At 43.0% G+C, this 17,497-nt stretch carries 15 protein-coding genes; 2 read left to right on the plus strand and 13 right to left on the minus strand.

The genetic code is table 11. The features are described from left to right. Positions 1–363 precede the first annotated feature (363 nt). The 5 genes from GOM71_RS23200 to GOM71_RS23220 form a co-directional block, all read right to left on the minus strand. The gene (locus GOM71_RS23200; protein WP_156285492.1) at positions 364–1,815 is read right to left on the minus strand and encodes an ABC transporter substrate-binding protein; all 1,452 of its coding nucleotides are present in this window, start codon (positions 1,813–1,815) and stop codon (positions 364–366) included. Positions 1,816–1,937: 122 nt separating this feature from the next. Continuing rightward, positions 1,938–2,810, minus strand: coding sequence for a carbohydrate ABC transporter permease (locus GOM71_RS23205; protein ID WP_156285494.1), 873 nt, complete (start codon positions 2,808–2,810; stop codon positions 1,938–1,940). Positions 2,811–2,813: 3 nt separating this feature from the next. Then, complete coding sequence (locus GOM71_RS23210) at positions 2,814–3,746, minus strand: carbohydrate ABC transporter permease (RefSeq protein ID WP_156285496.1); 933 nt, start codon at positions 3,744–3,746, stop codon at positions 2,814–2,816. A gap of 93 nt (positions 3,747–3,839) precedes the next feature. After that, positions 3,840–5,192, minus strand: coding sequence for a response regulator (locus GOM71_RS23215; protein ID WP_156285498.1), 1,353 nt, complete (start codon positions 5,190–5,192; stop codon positions 3,840–3,842). Beyond that, positions 5,170–6,972 carry a cache domain-containing sensor histidine kinase gene (locus GOM71_RS23220; RefSeq protein ID WP_253945006.1) on the minus strand — a complete coding sequence of 601 codons (1,803 nt, stop codon included), beginning with the start codon at positions 6,970–6,972 and terminating at the stop codon, positions 5,170–5,172. Before GOM71_RS23220 ends, GOM71_RS23215 begins: the two co-directional genes overlap by 23 nt. Positions 6,973–7,252: 280 nt before the next feature. Between GOM71_RS23220 and GOM71_RS23225 the strand changes: the two genes are divergently transcribed. Further along, complete coding sequence (locus GOM71_RS23225; protein ID WP_156285500.1) at positions 7,253–7,849, plus strand: DJ-1/PfpI family protein; 597 nt, start codon at positions 7,253–7,255, stop codon at positions 7,847–7,849. A gap of 1,624 nt (positions 7,850–9,473) precedes the next feature. On the opposite strand, the gene GOM71_RS23230 is transcribed toward GOM71_RS23225, so the two are convergent. The 4 genes from GOM71_RS23230 to GOM71_RS23245 all read right to left on the minus strand — a co-directional run bounded on the left by GOM71_RS23230 (position 9,474) and on the right by GOM71_RS23245 (position 14,681). Further along, positions 9,474–10,145 (minus strand): YfjL-like protein, encoded by a 672-nt coding sequence (locus GOM71_RS23230; protein ID WP_156285501.1) that lies wholly within the window; start codon positions 10,143–10,145, stop codon positions 9,474–9,476. Between the two features lie 55 nt (positions 10,146–10,200). Then, positions 10,201–13,572, minus strand: coding sequence for an RHS repeat-associated core domain-containing protein (locus GOM71_RS23235; protein ID WP_156285502.1), 3,372 nt, complete (start codon positions 13,570–13,572; stop codon positions 10,201–10,203). Between the two features lie 103 nt (positions 13,573–13,675). After that, on the minus strand, positions 13,676–14,023 hold the full coding sequence (locus tag GOM71_RS25075) for a DUF983 domain-containing protein (RefSeq protein ID WP_156285503.1): 348 nt from the start codon (positions 14,021–14,023) through the stop codon (positions 13,676–13,678). A 271-nt stretch (positions 14,024–14,294) separates the two neighbouring features. Continuing rightward, positions 14,295–14,681 carry a hypothetical protein gene (locus tag GOM71_RS23245; protein WP_156285504.1) on the minus strand — a complete coding sequence of 129 codons (387 nt, stop codon included), beginning with the start codon at positions 14,679–14,681 and terminating at the stop codon, positions 14,295–14,297. Between the two features lie 573 nt (positions 14,682–15,254). Between GOM71_RS23245 and GOM71_RS25220 the strand changes: the two genes are divergently transcribed. Continuing rightward, entirely contained in the window at positions 15,255–15,356 is a 102-nt protein-coding gene (locus GOM71_RS25220) for an IS3 family transposase (protein ID WP_173275980.1), read from the plus strand. A 137-nt stretch (positions 15,357–15,493) separates the two neighbouring features. Here GOM71_RS25220 and GOM71_RS23255 read toward each other — a convergent pair whose 3' ends face one another. The 4 genes from GOM71_RS23255 to GOM71_RS23270 all read right to left on the minus strand — a co-directional run. Further along, complete coding sequence (locus GOM71_RS23255) at positions 15,494–15,859, minus strand: hypothetical protein (protein WP_156285505.1); 366 nt, start codon at positions 15,857–15,859, stop codon at positions 15,494–15,496. Further along, positions 15,846–16,223, minus strand: a complete 378-nt coding sequence (locus GOM71_RS23260; protein ID WP_156285506.1) for a hypothetical protein — start codon at positions 16,221–16,223, stop codon at positions 15,846–15,848. Before GOM71_RS23260 ends, GOM71_RS23255 begins: the two co-directional genes overlap by 14 nt. A 47-nt stretch (positions 16,224–16,270) precedes the next feature. Continuing rightward, positions 16,271–17,236, minus strand: a complete 966-nt coding sequence (locus tag GOM71_RS24785; protein WP_483311065.1) for an RHS repeat domain-containing protein — start codon at positions 17,234–17,236, stop codon at positions 16,271–16,273. Further along, positions 17,181–17,497, minus strand: a 317-nt coding sequence (locus GOM71_RS23270; protein ID WP_173275983.1) for an RHS repeat domain-containing protein, incomplete at its 5' end; no start/stop codon positions are given. The genes GOM71_RS24785 and GOM71_RS23270, both read right to left, overlap by 56 nt.

Here is a 17,497-nt window from a genome sequence, read left to right on the forward strand (position 1 = left end):
AGTGGGAGAACTGTTTTTAGTACGGGGTAATTCCCCAGGGGCTGTCACGTTCTCCCGGCTACCGCCATCATAAAACGACCATTAAAAAAGGCCAACCAGTAATCTCTGGTTGACCTAATAATACGAAAATAGCGTTGCAGGTCCGCAACGCTATTTTTATGAAATTCACTTTTTTAATTTACTGATGCGAGCCATTTCTCTAGCGAGCGAACCTCTTTTGAGACGGCCCCCTTGCAAAAGCATCACAAATCGAATGCTTTTAGTCTCATTTGAGACTAAAAGTTCTTGAGTTCTCGACAATTGCGTTTCGCAGCAGCAAAACGCAGCGAAAAAAGCGGCGCTGAACCCAGCGCCGCCTTCTTGCTATTCCACTTTAATCGTATCGAAGAATTTCTCTTGCACGAGCTTAGCTGCTGCATCGAGCTGAGCTTGAAGATCAGCCCCTTTTTTCGAGAATACTTCTTGAATGACGTTGGCCATTGCGCCATAGTAGTCTTGCGTATTGTACTGCGCTTCCGGCTTGCCGTCGAGCAGGCTGTTAGACTCGTCGTTGTATTTGTAAACGTTGTCGTATTTGTCGAAGATCGCTTGCATTTTTTGACCGTATTCCGAATCCGGCGAGAAGTAATTAATGTGCGGCGGAATGAAATATTTCCCTTCGGCTTTACGCGCTTGGATATCTTTCTCCAGCGATTCCAGACCTTTATCGGAGAAGTAGTCGAACGTGATGTAACGGAATGCCATCTCTTGCTCGTCTATTGTCGCGTTGGGGTTAATGATCAAATAGTCGCCGCCGAGTACGCCTGTGTGCTTGCCGCCTTTTTCAACTGCAGGCATCGGGTACGTCAGCAGATCCTCCGGCTTCATGCTGCCTTGGTTCAACGCTTGCTCGAGCGGACCTTCCGCGCCGGCAATAACCATTGCCGCACGGCCTTGTGCGAATGCGCCTACCGCGTCGCCCCAGCCGAGCGCCCAGTCTTGCGGAATGACGTTAGCGTCCCATCTCAGCTTGTTGTAGAAGTCAAGCGCTTTAAGACCCGCTTCCGAGTTGAACGTCGCTTGCACTTTGCCGCCTTCAACCTTTTGCACGTCGCCGCCAGCTTGGAACAAGAAGTTGGTCCAGTTCCAGCCTGCTTCCGTGCCTTTGCCCATTGGCGCGATACCGGCAATGCCTTTTTTCGGATCAGCTGCGCCTTTCGCTGTGTTCAGCATATCTTCCCAAGTCCAATCGTAAGAAGGAACCGCTACGCCTTTATCGTCGAGCATTTTTTTGTTGACGATCGTCGTTACGACATAGCCTTTTTGCGGTACGCCGTAAATTTTGCCGCCGATGTTGAACGTGTTTTGCAGCACCGGGTTGATTTGGTCCTTGAACTCGTAGTTGTTGTACAGCTCGGTGATATCGGCAGCCCAGCCTCTTTCGACGAGGAAGCTTGCTTCCGTCGCGAACGTATTGTAGAACGTCGGCGCTTCGTTCGCAGCCATCTTAATGCCGATCTCACCCGGATTGTAGTGCCAATCGGATTTAATAATTTCGACGTTCGGATAAACCTCGTTAAAGCGTTTAATTTTATCGTCTTCGAGCTTGCGGTTTTCCACTTGGTCAGGAAGCGGATAATAAATGCTGATCTTAATTTTGCGGTTCTTAATATCATCTTCAGGCGCCGCGGTAGCCGCATCTTCGGTAGCCGCCGGTTTTTCCGACTCCACCGCATTCGTACCCTTCGGCTCGTTCTTGCCGCCTCCGCCGCTGCATGCCGCCAGCATGGAGAACAAGAGAACCAAACTCATCAAAATCGCTGCGTTCTTACGCATGGATACTCCCCTTTTCGCTTCATAATGTTGTTGCATCCTCATCATAAAGGAGCGATCCCAGCCTCTACGAGGTGTATTCTTATTCCGATCATGTGCATCATTACGATCGTAGTTTTAAACCATTATCCTTTCACGCCGCCGATATGAAGTCCGCGCATAATGTATTTTTGGAACAGGAGAAACACAAAAACCGGCGGGATCATCACCATCGTAAGAATCGCAAAACGTATGTTTACATCGAGCCTGCGGGCTCCGATGACATATTTATAAATCGCGGTAGCAAGCGGATATCGCTGGTCGTTATGCATGACGAGCGACGGCCAGAACCAGTCATTCCAAGCAGTAGAGAAGACGAAGATCGCCAGCGTCGAGAAAATCGGAATCGACAATGGTACAGCGATTTGCGTAAAGCTGCGCCATTCCGATGCGCCGTCGATTCGAGCCGCTTCGAACATTTCATCATGCAGGTCGTCGAAAAAGTTTTTCAGCAGCAGCAGGAAGAACGCATTCGCCCCTGCCGGCAGCCAGAACGCCGCGAACGAATTCAGCAATCCGAGATCCTTCAAGTTCATAAAGTTCGGAATGATATAGGTTGTCGGCGGAATGAACAGCGTCATCATCAGAAAAAATTGAATCGCCCGTTTGTACGGCACCTGCAGCTTCGACAAGCTAAAGGAAGCAAGTCCAAGCACCAGCACCGTCACAGCCATATTGCCTACAAAAATGAACAGCGTATTGCGCAAATAAAGCGGCAAATCGATAAAATCCCAAGCTTTTTTATAGTTATCCAGGTGCCATTCCTGCGGTAAAAAATGCGGAGGAAACGAATTGACCTCTGTATTGGCCTTAAGTCCATTGAACAATGTAGTAAGAATCGGATATAGCATCGTCGCTACCATAACGAGAATGACGAGCACCATAATGATGTAACCGATACGGTTCGGCGTTTTTTTGAAATCGAATGGGGACAAAATCCCTCTATCCAGCGCTTTCATCGTTTAGCGATCCCCTTTCTGCTGCAGCCTATACTGAATGACTCCGATACCGCCAAGCACGATAAACATAAGAACGCCCATAGCCGAAGCTAAACCGTAATCGAGACGCGTAAACGCGTTCTTCACGATATAGAGCGAATAGGTCATCGTCGCATTGTTCGGACCGCCGTCGAGCATAGCGAGCTGGGATTGATAGCCTTGCGATGTTGCGATAATTTGCAGGATAAGCAGCAATACGATCAGGTTGCGAATGGAAGGAAGCGTAATGTAGCGGATCCGGTTCCATACGCCGGCGCCGTCAATTTCCGCCGCCTCATACCAGTCGCGGGGAATGCTGAGCACGGCCGCCAAATAAATGAGCATCGCCGAGCCGAATGATTGCCAGGTTTCCATAATGACCAGCGAGATCATCGACCAGCTTTTATCGGATATAAAGGAGATCGGGCTTCCTCCCAATTGCGTAATCACACCGTTGATCGGACCGACCGAATCATAGAACCAGCGCCATAATCCGTAAAGGACGACGACTGGAATAACGTTAGGCAAATACGCGGCAATCCGCACGAAACCTTGAAACCGCCGCAGCTCCGAGATCGCAATTGCGAACAGAATCGGAACCCAGAAGCCAATAACTAGACATAGAAACATGTAATAAAGCGTATTTTTGGTCGCTTTCCAAACAATCGGGTCGTTAAAGATGGCTTTATAATTGCCTGCGCCAACATACGTATCGCCTTTGACGAAATCGATGTGGTAAAAGCTGTAGACGAATCCTTTTACAATTGGCACCCATAGGAAAAGAATAAAAATTACGATTGCGGGCAGAAGAAACAATAGTCCCCAAAAATATTTCCTCGCCGCGATGGACAATCGGCTTTTCCCCTCCGACCCCGTCGCATACTGCCGCCCAGTTGCCGCAGCTGTTGTTTGATCCATATGTCTCCCTCATTTCTTTTCATCGCTCCATCCCATTGTAGAAAAAAGGATGTTCCCTTATAAGGTGCGAATCTAAGCAAATGATAGGCGATTTTACTTCTTTAGCTCACTTGGGCTGACACCGTAATATTTTTTGAAAATTTTGCTGAAATGCTCGGGCGACTCGTAGCCGACCCGCTCCGATATTTCATAGCGCCGGAGATCCGTTTGCAGCAGCAGCCGCTTGCTCTCCTCCATCCGCAGCTTAATGACGTATTCCCACAGATTGATGCCCGTTTCCTTCTTGAACAAATAACTCAAGTAGTTCGGACTGACGTGGTTGCTCTGTGCAACCTCCTGCAGCGTAAGCCCTTTTTGCGCATAATTGTCGTTAATGTACGACTTGGCTTTATCGACGATCATGCTCGTTTGGGCGTTCAGCTCCTCCTCGGAAGGCTGCTGCGGGTACAAACTCCAATTAAAATCGCCGTAGTAGAACACATAATGGTCGCGGTGCTGCCTGCTGCATTGCAGCGCTTTCGCCGCCTGCTCATTCAGCACATCGAGAAACTCGATCCCTTTCAAAATTTGGCTGATGCCAATCGTGACGGATACGGCTAAAAACTTCCGGATATTGAAAAACAAGCTGCGGCCGATCATATCAAGTTCATTGACGCGGCCCGAGCCCGCTTCCTCGTAACGTTCCTCATTCCATTGTAAAATAACGCACAGCTCATCGTCCGAGCCGTAGTACGCGGCATGCTGCAGCTGTTCGGACATTAGTTCATTCGTAATATTGAGCGCCGCGTATTGCAGCAGCTTCACGTCGCCGGCAGACAACTCGCGTTCCCGCTTGCCGGCATCGTCCTCCGCCGCATCGCTCCGCCAGTTCAGCTTCAAGCGAAGCATGGCGAAATAAGGCCCGGCGAGCCGAATGCCGTGATGGCTCTCCAGCTTCGCGGCAAGCTCCTTCTCGCCGCGCGGGTCGGCGACAAGCCGGTTCAGCCACTCCACGCTTTGCGGAATTGGCGCAGCCATATGAAAGTGCTCCCTGAGACCGGCGATCAGCTCCTCATGGCCGGCCGGCTCCTGCTTGTGCATCTTTAGCAACACGTTGCGGACCGAATCAAGAAATTGATCGCCGTTAAGCGGCTTGATCAAATAATCTTTCGCGCCGAGGCGGATGGCCATTTGCGCATATTGGAACGTCTCATGCGCCGAGATAATGATCGTCTCGACCCAAGGCTTAATCATTTTCGCTTGCTGCATGAGCTCGATGCCGTTCATCGAACCCATCTGTATATCCGTAACGAGCAGATCAATATCCTCCGCCCGCAAGTAATCGAGCGCCTCATAGCCGCTATGCGCCATATGAATATTTTCTATATCGATACCCGATGCAGTTAAAAGGCTGCAAAGCCCTTTACAAATCAACGGTTCATCATCAACGACCAAAATCGTATACATCGCTTTGCTCCCCCGTTTCTACGGCGACCGGCAGGATGATCGTGACAATCGTTCCTCCTCCGTCGCGTTTCTTATATTGAATGCCGAACATATTGCCGAAATGCAGCTGCAGCCTTTGATGAATGTTTCGGATGCCATACCCTTGCGAGTCCGGACCGGATGCATCCGCATAAAGCAGCCGTTCGATTTCCTTGTAGTCCACTTCCTTGTAGCCGTTGTCCTCAACGCGGATCAGCAGCTTATCTTCCTCATATTCCGCCGAAATGATAATCTCGCCGTCCTCACCCATATGACGGACGCCGTGCAATATTGCATTTTCGATGAGCGGCTGCAGCGTTACCTTCGGAATGAGATGATGCTGCATTTCGCTCGGAATCGCCCACGTCACGGTAAAATCATAGTCGTACCGCTTTTGCTGCAAATGGACGTATGCCGCCGCGTGCTCCAGCTCTTCGGCCAGCGTAATCAGCTCCCGTCCCCGGCTTAGACTGATCTTCATCAGCTTGGACAGCTCCTTGATCATTTCCGCCGATTCCGATTTGCCTTCGAGCGAGCTTTTCCAATAGATGCTCTCCAGCGTGTTGTAGAGCAAATGCGGATTAATTTGCTGGTACAAAATTTGCAGCTGGCTTTCCTTCTGCTTGATCTCCATCCGGTAGTTGTTGTGAATGAGCGCGTTCAGCCTTCTCGCCATATCGTACATCGCGGACATCAGCACCCCAACCTCGTCATTTCTTCCTTTGCCTGGCGTCTCCGGCACACGTTTGCCTGGCTCATAGCTGCGGACAAAGCTGGCCAGCTTCTGCAGCGGCCGCATGAGCGAGCGCCAGAAATAAATAATAACGATACAGCCGAATAAAGCGTTGGCAATCGTAATCAATTGAATGACCCGCTTCAGCTCGTTCTGCTGCTGGAGCAGCGTTTTGACCGGAATTTTGTAGACGAGCCGGTGCTGCGAAAGTTCATTGTCATGCAGGACGTAGATGTTGTCCTCGTTCATGATCGGCTTCACCTCTCCGCTGCCCTTCTTCGGGTAAACGGTTTCAGGAAGCGTCAGCTTGGAGCCCATTGCGCCGGGAATCGTCGATGCGAGCACCTCGCCGCTCAAATCAGTAAAATAGATTTCTCCGCCCGGCAGCTCGACCGACTGCAGCGATTCTCCGATTTTCAAATCCATCTTCGTGGCAATCAGTACGCCGATGACGCCATGGCCCTCGCTAACCGTGTTGACGGCTCGTACATAGGCCAGCGTTTTTTTTCGCGTCAGCATGTCATTCGTCTCAGTGATGCGCATGAAGCCTTGGCCCTTTAGCTGCACGGCTTCGTCATACCACTCCGGCTTGTTGGCGCTGTTGAAAAAATAAACGCCGCTTTGCGTCATCTGATGTTTCGGAGCGAAAAAATAGAAGTCATTCGGGTCATAAATATAAAGCGAGTAGTAGACCGCTTCGCCGCCGTTAAGCGGAGTTGAATAGCCGGCAAGCAGCTTATCCATTTTGTCATATTTGCGCACCCGCTCGATGACCGTATCCTTATCGGTGGGGATGAGCTGCTGCGTCGTCGGATTTTGAATGATCGTCGTCGTGATTTTGTTGACCGTATCGATGTCGCGCTCGATCAGCGTATGGTTCTGCTTATTGAGCTCCGCATAGGCATTCGTCACATGCCGCTTCAATATCTCTTCCGCCTTATAGTTGCCGTAGGTATGCAATATAAAAGTCGGAATAACCATGATCAAAAAAAGTAATATGAGCTGCTGTCTTACGTTTAAGCTTGTCATTGGATTAATAAAGCCTGCGCGCAGCACTCGAACACCTCCGCTTTCTAGTCTTAATATAGCAAAAATAGAGGTAGGAAGTATGACTGATCTTATGTTTTTTGTAGCCATAATTACCGACTTTCAGAAAGCGACTGCAGTCGACAATAGCAGCGCGGGCATGCGGGTAAGTTGATGCTTGGGAATCATTTACAACAATTAGGGTGCGGGAGGATAATGATGCTGATGTCCGCTTCGAGCAGAATTGAAGCTATCATTTTATAATTGAGGAGTGAGCTGGCCCATGTCCAAACCGATTCTCATCTTGACCGGAGACGGCGCAGAGGTTTTAGAGGTTTACTATCCTTACTACCGCTTGCTTGAGGAAGGCTACGAGGCTGTTATCGCTTCCCCGAAGAAAAAAACGCTTCATACCGTTGTCCATGACTTTGTTGAAGGCTGGGATACGTATACGGAAAAACCGGCCCATCTGCTGGAATCGCATATCGGCTTCGCCGACGTCAATCCGGACGATTATGCCGCCATTATTATTCCCGGCGGACGCGCGCCGGAATATATTCGCCAAGATGCGGAGCTGCCGCGCATCGTGCAGCATTTCCTCGACGCCGACAAGCCGGTCGGCGCGATCTGCCACGGCGCGCAGGTCTTTCTCGCGCTGCCGGACACGGGCTATTTCGTTGGCCGCACATTGAGTGCGTACAACGCATGCAAGCTTGAAGTGGAGAAGCTCGGCGCGACTTACGCCGACGGCACGCTTCATGTGGACGGCAAGCTCGTCAGCGGCCACGCTTGGCCGGACCTGCCCGGCTTCATGCGCGAGTTCCTGAAGGTCGTCCGCGCGGAAGAAACGGCTGGGGAGCCGGAAGAGGCGACGGTTTAAGTTGGTTTAATAAGAGCAGCCCCACTGCGCGAGTTTCTTTTGCGCAGCGGGGCTTTTCTTTTTTAGGCAACGTATTCCTCAACTATAAGATTAGCATCCTGTTGTGCTGCATAAGCCTCTAAAGATACTTCCTGTAAACATTAATAAAGCAATAGTCCCCAATAATAGGACTACTAGAAAAAAACGATCAAAAATATACCCGAACGTCTTGTTTTCTTTATTTCATCATCCGTATAGAACACCTCTTTTTTAATGTTCGATAGGTTCGAAACTAATATATTTTATAATGTAATTTTCAAATTTTACATTTTTGATATGTAGAAACTACTCATATTTGCCTTCAACTAATTTATAGTTATTCTCTTTCATAATATATGCAATTTTTATACGCTTAACAAGGTCAAGATTATTTAATGACGAGAAGTCCTTACCTGGATTCAAAAAAACGTTGTAGTCGACTAATTCATTTTCCTCAACAAATATAGGGGTGAAATCTTTGGTTGCTATTACTTGTGTATTATTCATTCAATGTACAACGACAAACGTAGAGGCTCCCAATAACACAGTAACTACAACGAATAACGTTATTATTATCCTTTTAAATATACGCAGCATAGATCACCGACTTCAGTTAGTTTGCAAACAAAACACGACATACCACAGTTTATCATGCTCAGACAATTACGATCCTCCATAAATAGTAATTTGTCGTATGAATTAAACTCAAATTCAACCCACTCGCCATCATCAATATAACCGTTATTCATTTCTATAATCCTTTGTTGCGTACGCTGTATCTAAATGATGTAAAATATTCATAGCAATTATTAGAAAACAACTTAGAACTATTAACGATAATAGATTGCCTTTTATTCTCGTACAAAACACCTTTTCCGCATATGCACTTACTTTGGTTGTCTTCCTCACTGCCACCTATTAGGTTGGCACCGCATAGTTCAATGCTGAAGCCTACAATAGTACAATTTTTAGCTTGAGTTACGATGCTTTACGATGTTATAACTGCAAAGTGCAGGTTTCTACTCTGAAAACAACTCGTATCGAATGAATTCACCAAAATGCCTGCACAATCCCTAAGGCCTCTTAATTAAACAGGAGTCCCTTCAGGCAATAATTTAAACTATTAGCAAAGGGGATGAAGCTATTTATGTCAAATGGTCGTCACCAGATTGTTATTGCACTGTAGTCATCGCAGCAAGTAGGCAGCTTGTTGTAGACAATTTACAGATAAGTCCTGACAATATTAATGGTTGGGCTAACTACTCTAAAAGATGCTTTGCATTTTCACCCTTTCTATTGGGGCGGTGTATTCAACAGTTGCAAGTATCTTGAAAAACCTGTGAGAAAGCGAACATAATAAAAAAACAGGTCAATCATGGTAATATCTGACCAAAATGAACCTGTTAAATGTAACGCTAATTTGTTAATTAGGTTATAAAATTAAAGCATTTACGTGCGTTACAATCATATTTAGGGAATAATATACGGGGGTGATGATGGTTAAGTTCTTGGGAACGCTGCCGCCCGATTCATTCGGCACTGGGTAGGGGCTGTTATCAAAAAAAACCACATGGAGTTGTTTCACTCGCATGTGGCGAAGAAAAAATTACTTTAGATTATTAGTCAGTGAGTTAAGATCAATAATATCCTTTAAATCTGCGCCGTTCAGATAATATGATGAGTTACTTGTGTGATTTTCAATTTTAAATCGGATAGCCGATAGTCTATAGTCCTTCTCTTTAAGAAACAATACAATTTCAAGTATTTTGTTCATAAAATTATCTTGTATATTATCATTTACATTAATCCACAACCTCAAGTCAGAAATATCTTCATCCTTGATTTCTCCTTTTATTTCATGATAACTGGGGGGATTTGTTCCTTTACCTCCAGGATGATGTTGTAATGGGTCAGACCTCAATTGAAAAGACACACTGGATATTTGATAAAATTGCTGTTTAATCTCATTTTTAACTTCGTTTTCCCAGTAGGATAAATAATAGTTATCAGACATCTTCCCATCAAGCTTACTTACTTTAAACTGAATTTGAGGATCTCTCTTCAAGTGAACAACTGTATAATATCTGTATTTGAAATATGATGAGTTGTCAAAATCATACTCAACCGACTCGATTTCCATCTCATCTCCGTATTTTTCATGCAAATACTTTGCTGATTCTTCTTCCATGGCTTCTATTCCCCATGGCGTTCCATTAAATATAGAATATATAACAAACGCCAACAAAAGAACTACTAATCCTATAACCCAATGCTTCACATAATCTCTCCTTAATAGCAGGATAGATAATGAATATCTATCCTGCTATACACTTTTAGCCTAGTAACTGCTTTCCTATTTTAATATTATTTAAAAATGTATCCTTTCCATACCAAAAATTGTACCATTCCGATTTAGATTTCTTTTCGTTGTCTTTTATGAAGCTTTCAATTTGTTCGTTATATTTCTTATACGTATAAGCATTATTCTTAAACTCACCTTTAGCCCATACTGAAAATTTATTTGGTATTAAATCATTTGGATAAGTTTGAACGAAATCTCCAATTCTAGTTCCATCAGTTAAAGTTCCTTTTTGTAGTGCTTTCCACGAAATCTCTACACAGTTATTACTTAATAAATTATAATCCTTATTCTTACCTGTACCATACTTTTCAGTATATCCTTGAGCAAGTTCATCCAGGAGATCTAATGAATCCGTAAAATCCCCTTTAATATATGTGCTGCTTGTATAATTTTTATCATAGTACTGAGTTGACGATTCGTCTTGTTGCAACCATTCATTTAAGTTATCCAACGACTCCATAACTTTACTATCGACTTTTACAGAAACTACTTTAGTATCCCCATAAAAAGTATAGTACCAATCACCAACTTCATCTTGTAATAATAATGAAGTGTGTCCTCCACCAAATGCCCCAAACGCCGCTGTAATAATAACAGCATCATGTCCTGAAGGATCAGTATACTTTAATGGATTGTTATAAACATAAGTATAAAAATTCAAACTAAGTGGATCTTCAATCTCACCTTTATAAGTATCCTCAGTAATGAATCTAGCCAACTTTGGATCATAGTATCTGGCGTTCAAGTAATATAGCTTCGATTCTTCATCATACTGATAACCCGCATAGCGGATCGGATTATTAATATCAGCTCCACTAGTCATCCTAAAAATACTATTGCCAAACGCATCATAATCATATATTACTTTCTCAAAACCAGTTTCATCTATCAGTGCTATTACGTCAGCATGACCGTTATATAAATAGTAATATTTTTCACTCCCCATTGTACGGCTAACCAAATTTGTCCCGTATAGATTAACCGCGGTTTCTACTCCAGAACCACTTGTCTCCAGAACTACTTTGTCGGCCTCATATAAATAATGGGTCTCAGATTTTCCTACCTTCTTATACGTCCGATAACCTTCCGCATTATAGCGATAGCTGGAAGTCACACTACCTGCCGTCGATTTGCTCAATTGATTCCATACATCATACTCATAGGTTCCGATACCTTCAAGTAACGTTTCGACATTAGGGTTTTCTGACTGCTGCCCATAAATAAACATGCCAAATGATGGCTCTGTCTCTTCATCGTTCACTTGTTTAATGATTTCTCTGTTCTTACCCGTCATATTACCGTTGTTATCATACTGATATGTTGTCTTTTCCTGACGGCCTTCCGAGAAAAGTTGGTTAGTTTCAATCAATCTGTTCTGATCATTATACACATAAGATGTGACGGCAATAGTAGTTCCTTCCTTAACCGTTTCTTGTTCACGGTTACCTGCACCATCATAAGTATAGACCGTTTTCTTTCCGCTCGATTCATTAACGGAGAGCAATCGGTTTAGCTCGTCATACGTATAGCTGGTTTGACCTTTATTTTCACCTTGAACCATTTCAATCTTAGCGATTTGATTTCCTGCTTGATCATACGAGTACGTATACTCATCAAGTAATGTAGATCCCACATAGTTTTGCAACTTAGCCAGTTGATTTAACTTCGTATACGTATAAACTTCCTTAACCCCATTTGGATATTCAACCGACTTCTGGCTTCCGTTAGCATAATACGTATATTTTACTGGTAGGTCATCACCTGATTTGACTTCAATTAATCGGTTTGCCCGATCGAAAGTCTTGAATGCTATGTTTCCTTTAACGTCAGTAGTCACTTCCTGACGATGTCCCTCAGACAAATCTTCTGTAAGGTCATAACGATATACGACTGTACCCAATTTTGGTACCGATTTGCTTACCACGCGATTCAATTCATCGAATACACGCGTAGTTATACCTGTCGTATCGGTCATACTGGTCTGATTGCCATTCCCATCGTAGGTAAACTTCACTTGGCGTTCATTCAGCTTCGCCTTAGAAGCTTGCTCTCCTTCGACGGTTTTGGAAATCAACCTGCTTTGTGCATCATAGACGAATTTTGTCGTATTGCCGTTACGATCACGCATGGATAGCATCGATCCATCAGCTGTATACGTATAGCGTTCAATCTTCGTCTCGTCGTATTGTCGCTTGTTCTCAATAACTGAAACAGCGCTATGATCCAATTGAGCGGCGAGCAAGTTTCTAGCATTATATACGTAGGTAATCGTGTGATTGTTGCCGTTGGTCTGCGTTAGTTTGTTGCCTAGTAAATCATACGTATAGCTTGTTACCTCGCCTTTTGCATTCGTTACAGCAGACAAATTGCCAAGCAGGTCGTAACTATATTTCGTTACATTTCCTTTACCATCGTACTGACTGGTTTTCAATCCTGCATTGTCATAGAACTGTCCTGATTTATAGCCCGCCGCATCAATCGTTGCGATTTGTTGAATATTCTTATCGTATCGGTACTGCGTTAATTGGTTCAACGCGTCCCAAGAACGTATTTGCGCATCGTCCAGATTGTACTCCAGCTTCTGAACAATCGCGCCTTCGGCATCCTTCTGCTGAATCAGTCGATTGCGGTCATCATATACGAATGTCGTATCGTTGCCCAACCAATCCGTCTCGCTCATTTTATTTCCATTCTTGTCATAAGCAATTGAAGTGATCTGTTCCGAAATGCCGTTGACAGAATCGGTTACCGATACTTTGCTTGCCACTTGGCGTCCAAGTTTATCATAAACCAGCTCTTGTTCATTTCCGTTGCCGTCTACAACAAAGCGTTTATTCCCTATCAGATCGTAACGAGCAGCGGTTGTGACCGCATCATTCCCTTTATTGCTTTTGATCGTATGGCTAGTCTCACGATCCGCCTGATCATAGGTCCAAAGCTGGGTTTTACCCGCTGTACTCCATTCTTTTGCTTTTCGACCCTTCACATCGTATTGCGTATATACGTTCAGTTCCTTGATCGTATCGTCACCTGGATAGGTAATTACCGATGGAAGTCTAAAAGCATTGTTTCTAATCGTTGTTTTATTCCCATTAGCGTCAGTCTGACTTACCATTCTTCCTGCCAAATCATATTTCGCTGACATTATCAATTGAACTGGACTCGTCTTCGATTTGCGAATTGTGTTCGTCAGTACATTTCCAGCATCATCATATGTGAAACCTTTGACAACGCCGTTCGCATCCGTCTCCTCCGTTTTTCTGCCTAACGCATCGTAAGCATACGTTAATGTTGCCTTTAATCCGCGTTCTTTGCCAACAGGAGTAAGGATCGAGATTGGCAAGTTAGCTCCATTATACTTCGTAATCGTACATAAGCGTCAAACAGCCCCCACCTTGTCATTCAAGTTGAGGGCTGTTTGACGCTTACATTTAAAACCTCATTGTTCAATTTTTATTTTGAGATTGCTTCTTTGTTTCTACCTCAATTGGATTAGGAAAAAAAAGCGGAAGTACAAAATATAATACGATCACTAGTAAAAGATATGACACTACCGCCCACCAAAGCAAAAGAGGCTCCTCATGTTTTATATCCACAACTAGATTAAGAAAATAACCATATACCAAAACAAGTATTGATGTAATAAATCGAGGTATTGAATGGTATTTATTCCATTTGAAATTTGAACCACAATTTTTACATCTGTACTTAGGAGTTGCTCTTAGTCTATACAGAATCCAAAAAGATATTTTGTTTCCGCATCTAGGGCAAATTCCTTTCTTTCTATATGCCAAATCGTTTACCTCCTACTAAGCTTCATTTAGGCGGACCTGGTTGTGGCTTTGGATTTTTTGAACTTGAATCACTAGATTGTTCATCGAATGGGTTGACAACAAACGCTTCATAAGTTAGTGGAGATATATTACTACGTTGCTCTACAACCTTATATTCATGATATAAGCATTGCGAATCAATATAACTTCCTACAATAACTACAGTATAATACGACCCATCTTCTGATAAAGTCTTATAAATATCAACAGTATAATCTCTTGCATTTGGATATTACTTTACAAAAGTTGTGTAAAATCCAAAACCTATACCACTAACAAATGCTACTCCTCCAAGACCTGATATGAAACCAGATGCAGAGATTGCTGTCGCAGCGACAAAGTCAACTGACTTTTCAATATTTACAGCGGATTGAGTTAATTTGAATTGCTGATCATTTCCTTTTTCATACGTTAGTCCCATTGCCTTGAGGAAATCATCTCGTTCCATTTTTATCGAACCATTTTCATTTTCATACTCTCCTCCTGTACTTGTTGTCCCTCCACTAAAATAAAATGTAACTGTTGTTTCACCAATAGTAATTTCTGCATAGTCTGAACCAACATAAATTTCTCCATTGTATTCTTTAGCAAATGTTTCTTTTACATCGTATATGTACAACGATCAGAACAGACTGGTCGAGACAAGTCAGCTATTCTTAGAAGGGTACCAAGAAAAGACAACATATCAATACGATAACAACGGCAATATGAATGGCAAGAACAGAGAAGTTATTAAGCAAGTGTACGATGAAGAGACAGATCCATCGTTTGGTATGTTTATTTATGGTCAACAGTCTGAAAATACTAGTGTCCAAACGTTGCAGGAAGGTATCGGCACCTATGAGTATGACGTCTGGAACCAGTTGAGTAAATCGACGGCAGGCAGTGAACTCCAACGACTACTCTAACGGAATTGTCTCAAAATCTAGACTGCGTTGGAATACACCTTCTTGTTAGACGCTTACGCTATTTCTTCGAGTATCAGGGTCAATTTTATTTAAAGCTTCAAAGCTCCCCTCAGGATTTAAAAAAACGTTATTGTCGACTAAATCATTTTCATTACCTACTATCGAACTATATTGTTTTTCCATTTTTACTTCGACATTATTAAACCAATATATGATTGCAATAGTATAGCCTGTTAATACTAGAAGTATTATTACGAGTAAAGTTAAAACATCCTTTTTATTATGTGTACCTAAAATTACCTACTTCATACCAAGAATTTGAGAGTGTTGAACAGTTTAAGGCAGAACTAGATCAATATATCACGTACTACAATCAAGCGAATTAGCAAAACTAAGGGCATGAGCCCGGTACAGTACCAGACTCATGCCCTAGAAGTCGCCTAATAATATTGTCTACCTTTTTGGGGTCACATCAGTCGCATGAGGTTGAATTTTATTTTCTTGTTCTTATTGTATCATCCTATTAGTTTAAAAAGCGCACTCCTTCCCCATCTGGAGGTGAAGGAAAATCGTTTAAAAAACTATAGCTCTCAATTGACGGATTATTTTTTAGTTTATCTAATATGTTTTTTAACTTAATAGGGTTTGTATAGAATTGACTTTCGCAGATTACATACTGTTCATCATTTTCACCATCAACATGATTACATGATAATTTAGTATGCCACGCGTATGTTTCTAATAAATCTTCAGCAGCTTCTACGGAAACAAAAGAGTGGAAATTTACATAAATATAAGGACTGAAGATATATCCTTTAACAAACCAACCTAAGACAAATAAGACAAAAACGACTAGTATTACTACTGTTATTTTCTTAATTTGTCTCACCTCCTGACCCTGAAATAAACTCCCATTCGGTGTAATTCTGGAAATCCTCATATGAAAGCGATTCTCCATTAGCTGCTTCAAAGGTCACATTTACAAAATCTCCATCTTCAGTCTTAATTATCAGACTTTCGTCAAAACCGAATGCTTTTGCAACCTGGTCAAGACTAGTAATAAGTGCTCCTTCATCTAACGAAAATTCAAAACCAGAACTCTGAGAATATCCTGAAACCCCTGCAAGGTATAATCCCTGATTATTATTACTTAGATCCATTAGTGTCGATAACCTCACCTGCATGACTATAGTACCATTATTATTAGATATTATTTTGTAATTTGAACTTGTAACATACTCATGATTATACATAATTATACTTGCAGCTTCTTTCCCTACTTTTCTAGCGAATTCAAAACTTAAAGAAAAATGTCTATATGCAATTTGTTACTCTTAGCATATTTTTTTCCTTCTTTATCCCGTTTAACCCCAATAATGGAAGCACACTCAACAATACCCAAAGCTTTTATTGCCCCGTATCCTTTGTTTATTAATGTTGCATAATGAATCGCAGCTTCAGTGGCATCACCTTCGAGTCTATTTAATTTACCATCGATTCTTTCCGATGTGTTTCCTGGAGGGTCCAAATAAATGAGTGGATTATTATACACATACGTATAAAGATTAAGACTTAGTGGATCTTCTGATTCTCCTTTATACGTATCCTCCGTTATAAACCTTGCCAGTTTTGGATCATAGTACCTTGCATTTAAGTAAAAAAGTTTAGATTCTTCATCATACTGATAACCTGCATAGCGAATCGGATTGTTGATATCAGCTCCACTTTCTAAGGTAACATTACCAAAGGCATCGTATTCATATGCTGCCTTCACAATACCTGTTCCATCTACAAGTGCTGTTACATCTGCATGACCGTTGTACAAATAGTAATAATTATCACTACCCATCGTTCGACTAATTAGATTATTTCCGTAAAGATTGAACGCCGTCTCTTTTCCAGAACTATTTGTCTCTAGTACAACTTTGTCTGCCTCATATAAATAATTGGTCTCAGACTCTCCTACTTTCTTATACGTCCGATAACTTTCCGCATTGTAACGATAGCTGGAAGTCACACTGCCTGCCGTCGATTTACTCAACTGGTTCCATACGTCATATTCATAGGTGCCGATACCTTCCAGCAACGTTTGGACATTAGGATTTTCTGACTCTTGACCGTAAATAAACATGCCAAACGATGGGTCTGTCTCTTCATCGTACACTTGTTTAATTATTTCTCTGTTCTTGCCGGTCATATTGCCGTTGCTATCATACTGATATTGTCTTTTCCTGACGGCCTTCCGAGAAAAGCTGGTTAGTCTCAATCAATCTGTTCTGATCATTGTACACATAAGATGTGACCGCAATGGTAGTTCCTTCAGTAACTGTTTCTTGTTCACGATTACCTGCACCATCATACGTATAGACCGTTTTCTTTCCGCTCGGTTCATTCACGGTGAGCAATCGGTTTAGCTCATCATACGTATAGCTGGTTTGACCTTTATTTTCACCTTGAACCAATTCAATCTTAGAGGTTTGATTTCCTGCTTGATCATACGTGTACGTATACTCATCAAGCAAAGTAG

This window comes from Paenibacillus sp. NEAU-GSW1 (assembly GCF_009737085.1).
GTDB lineage: Bacteria > Bacillota > Bacilli > Paenibacillales > Paenibacillaceae > Pristimantibacillus.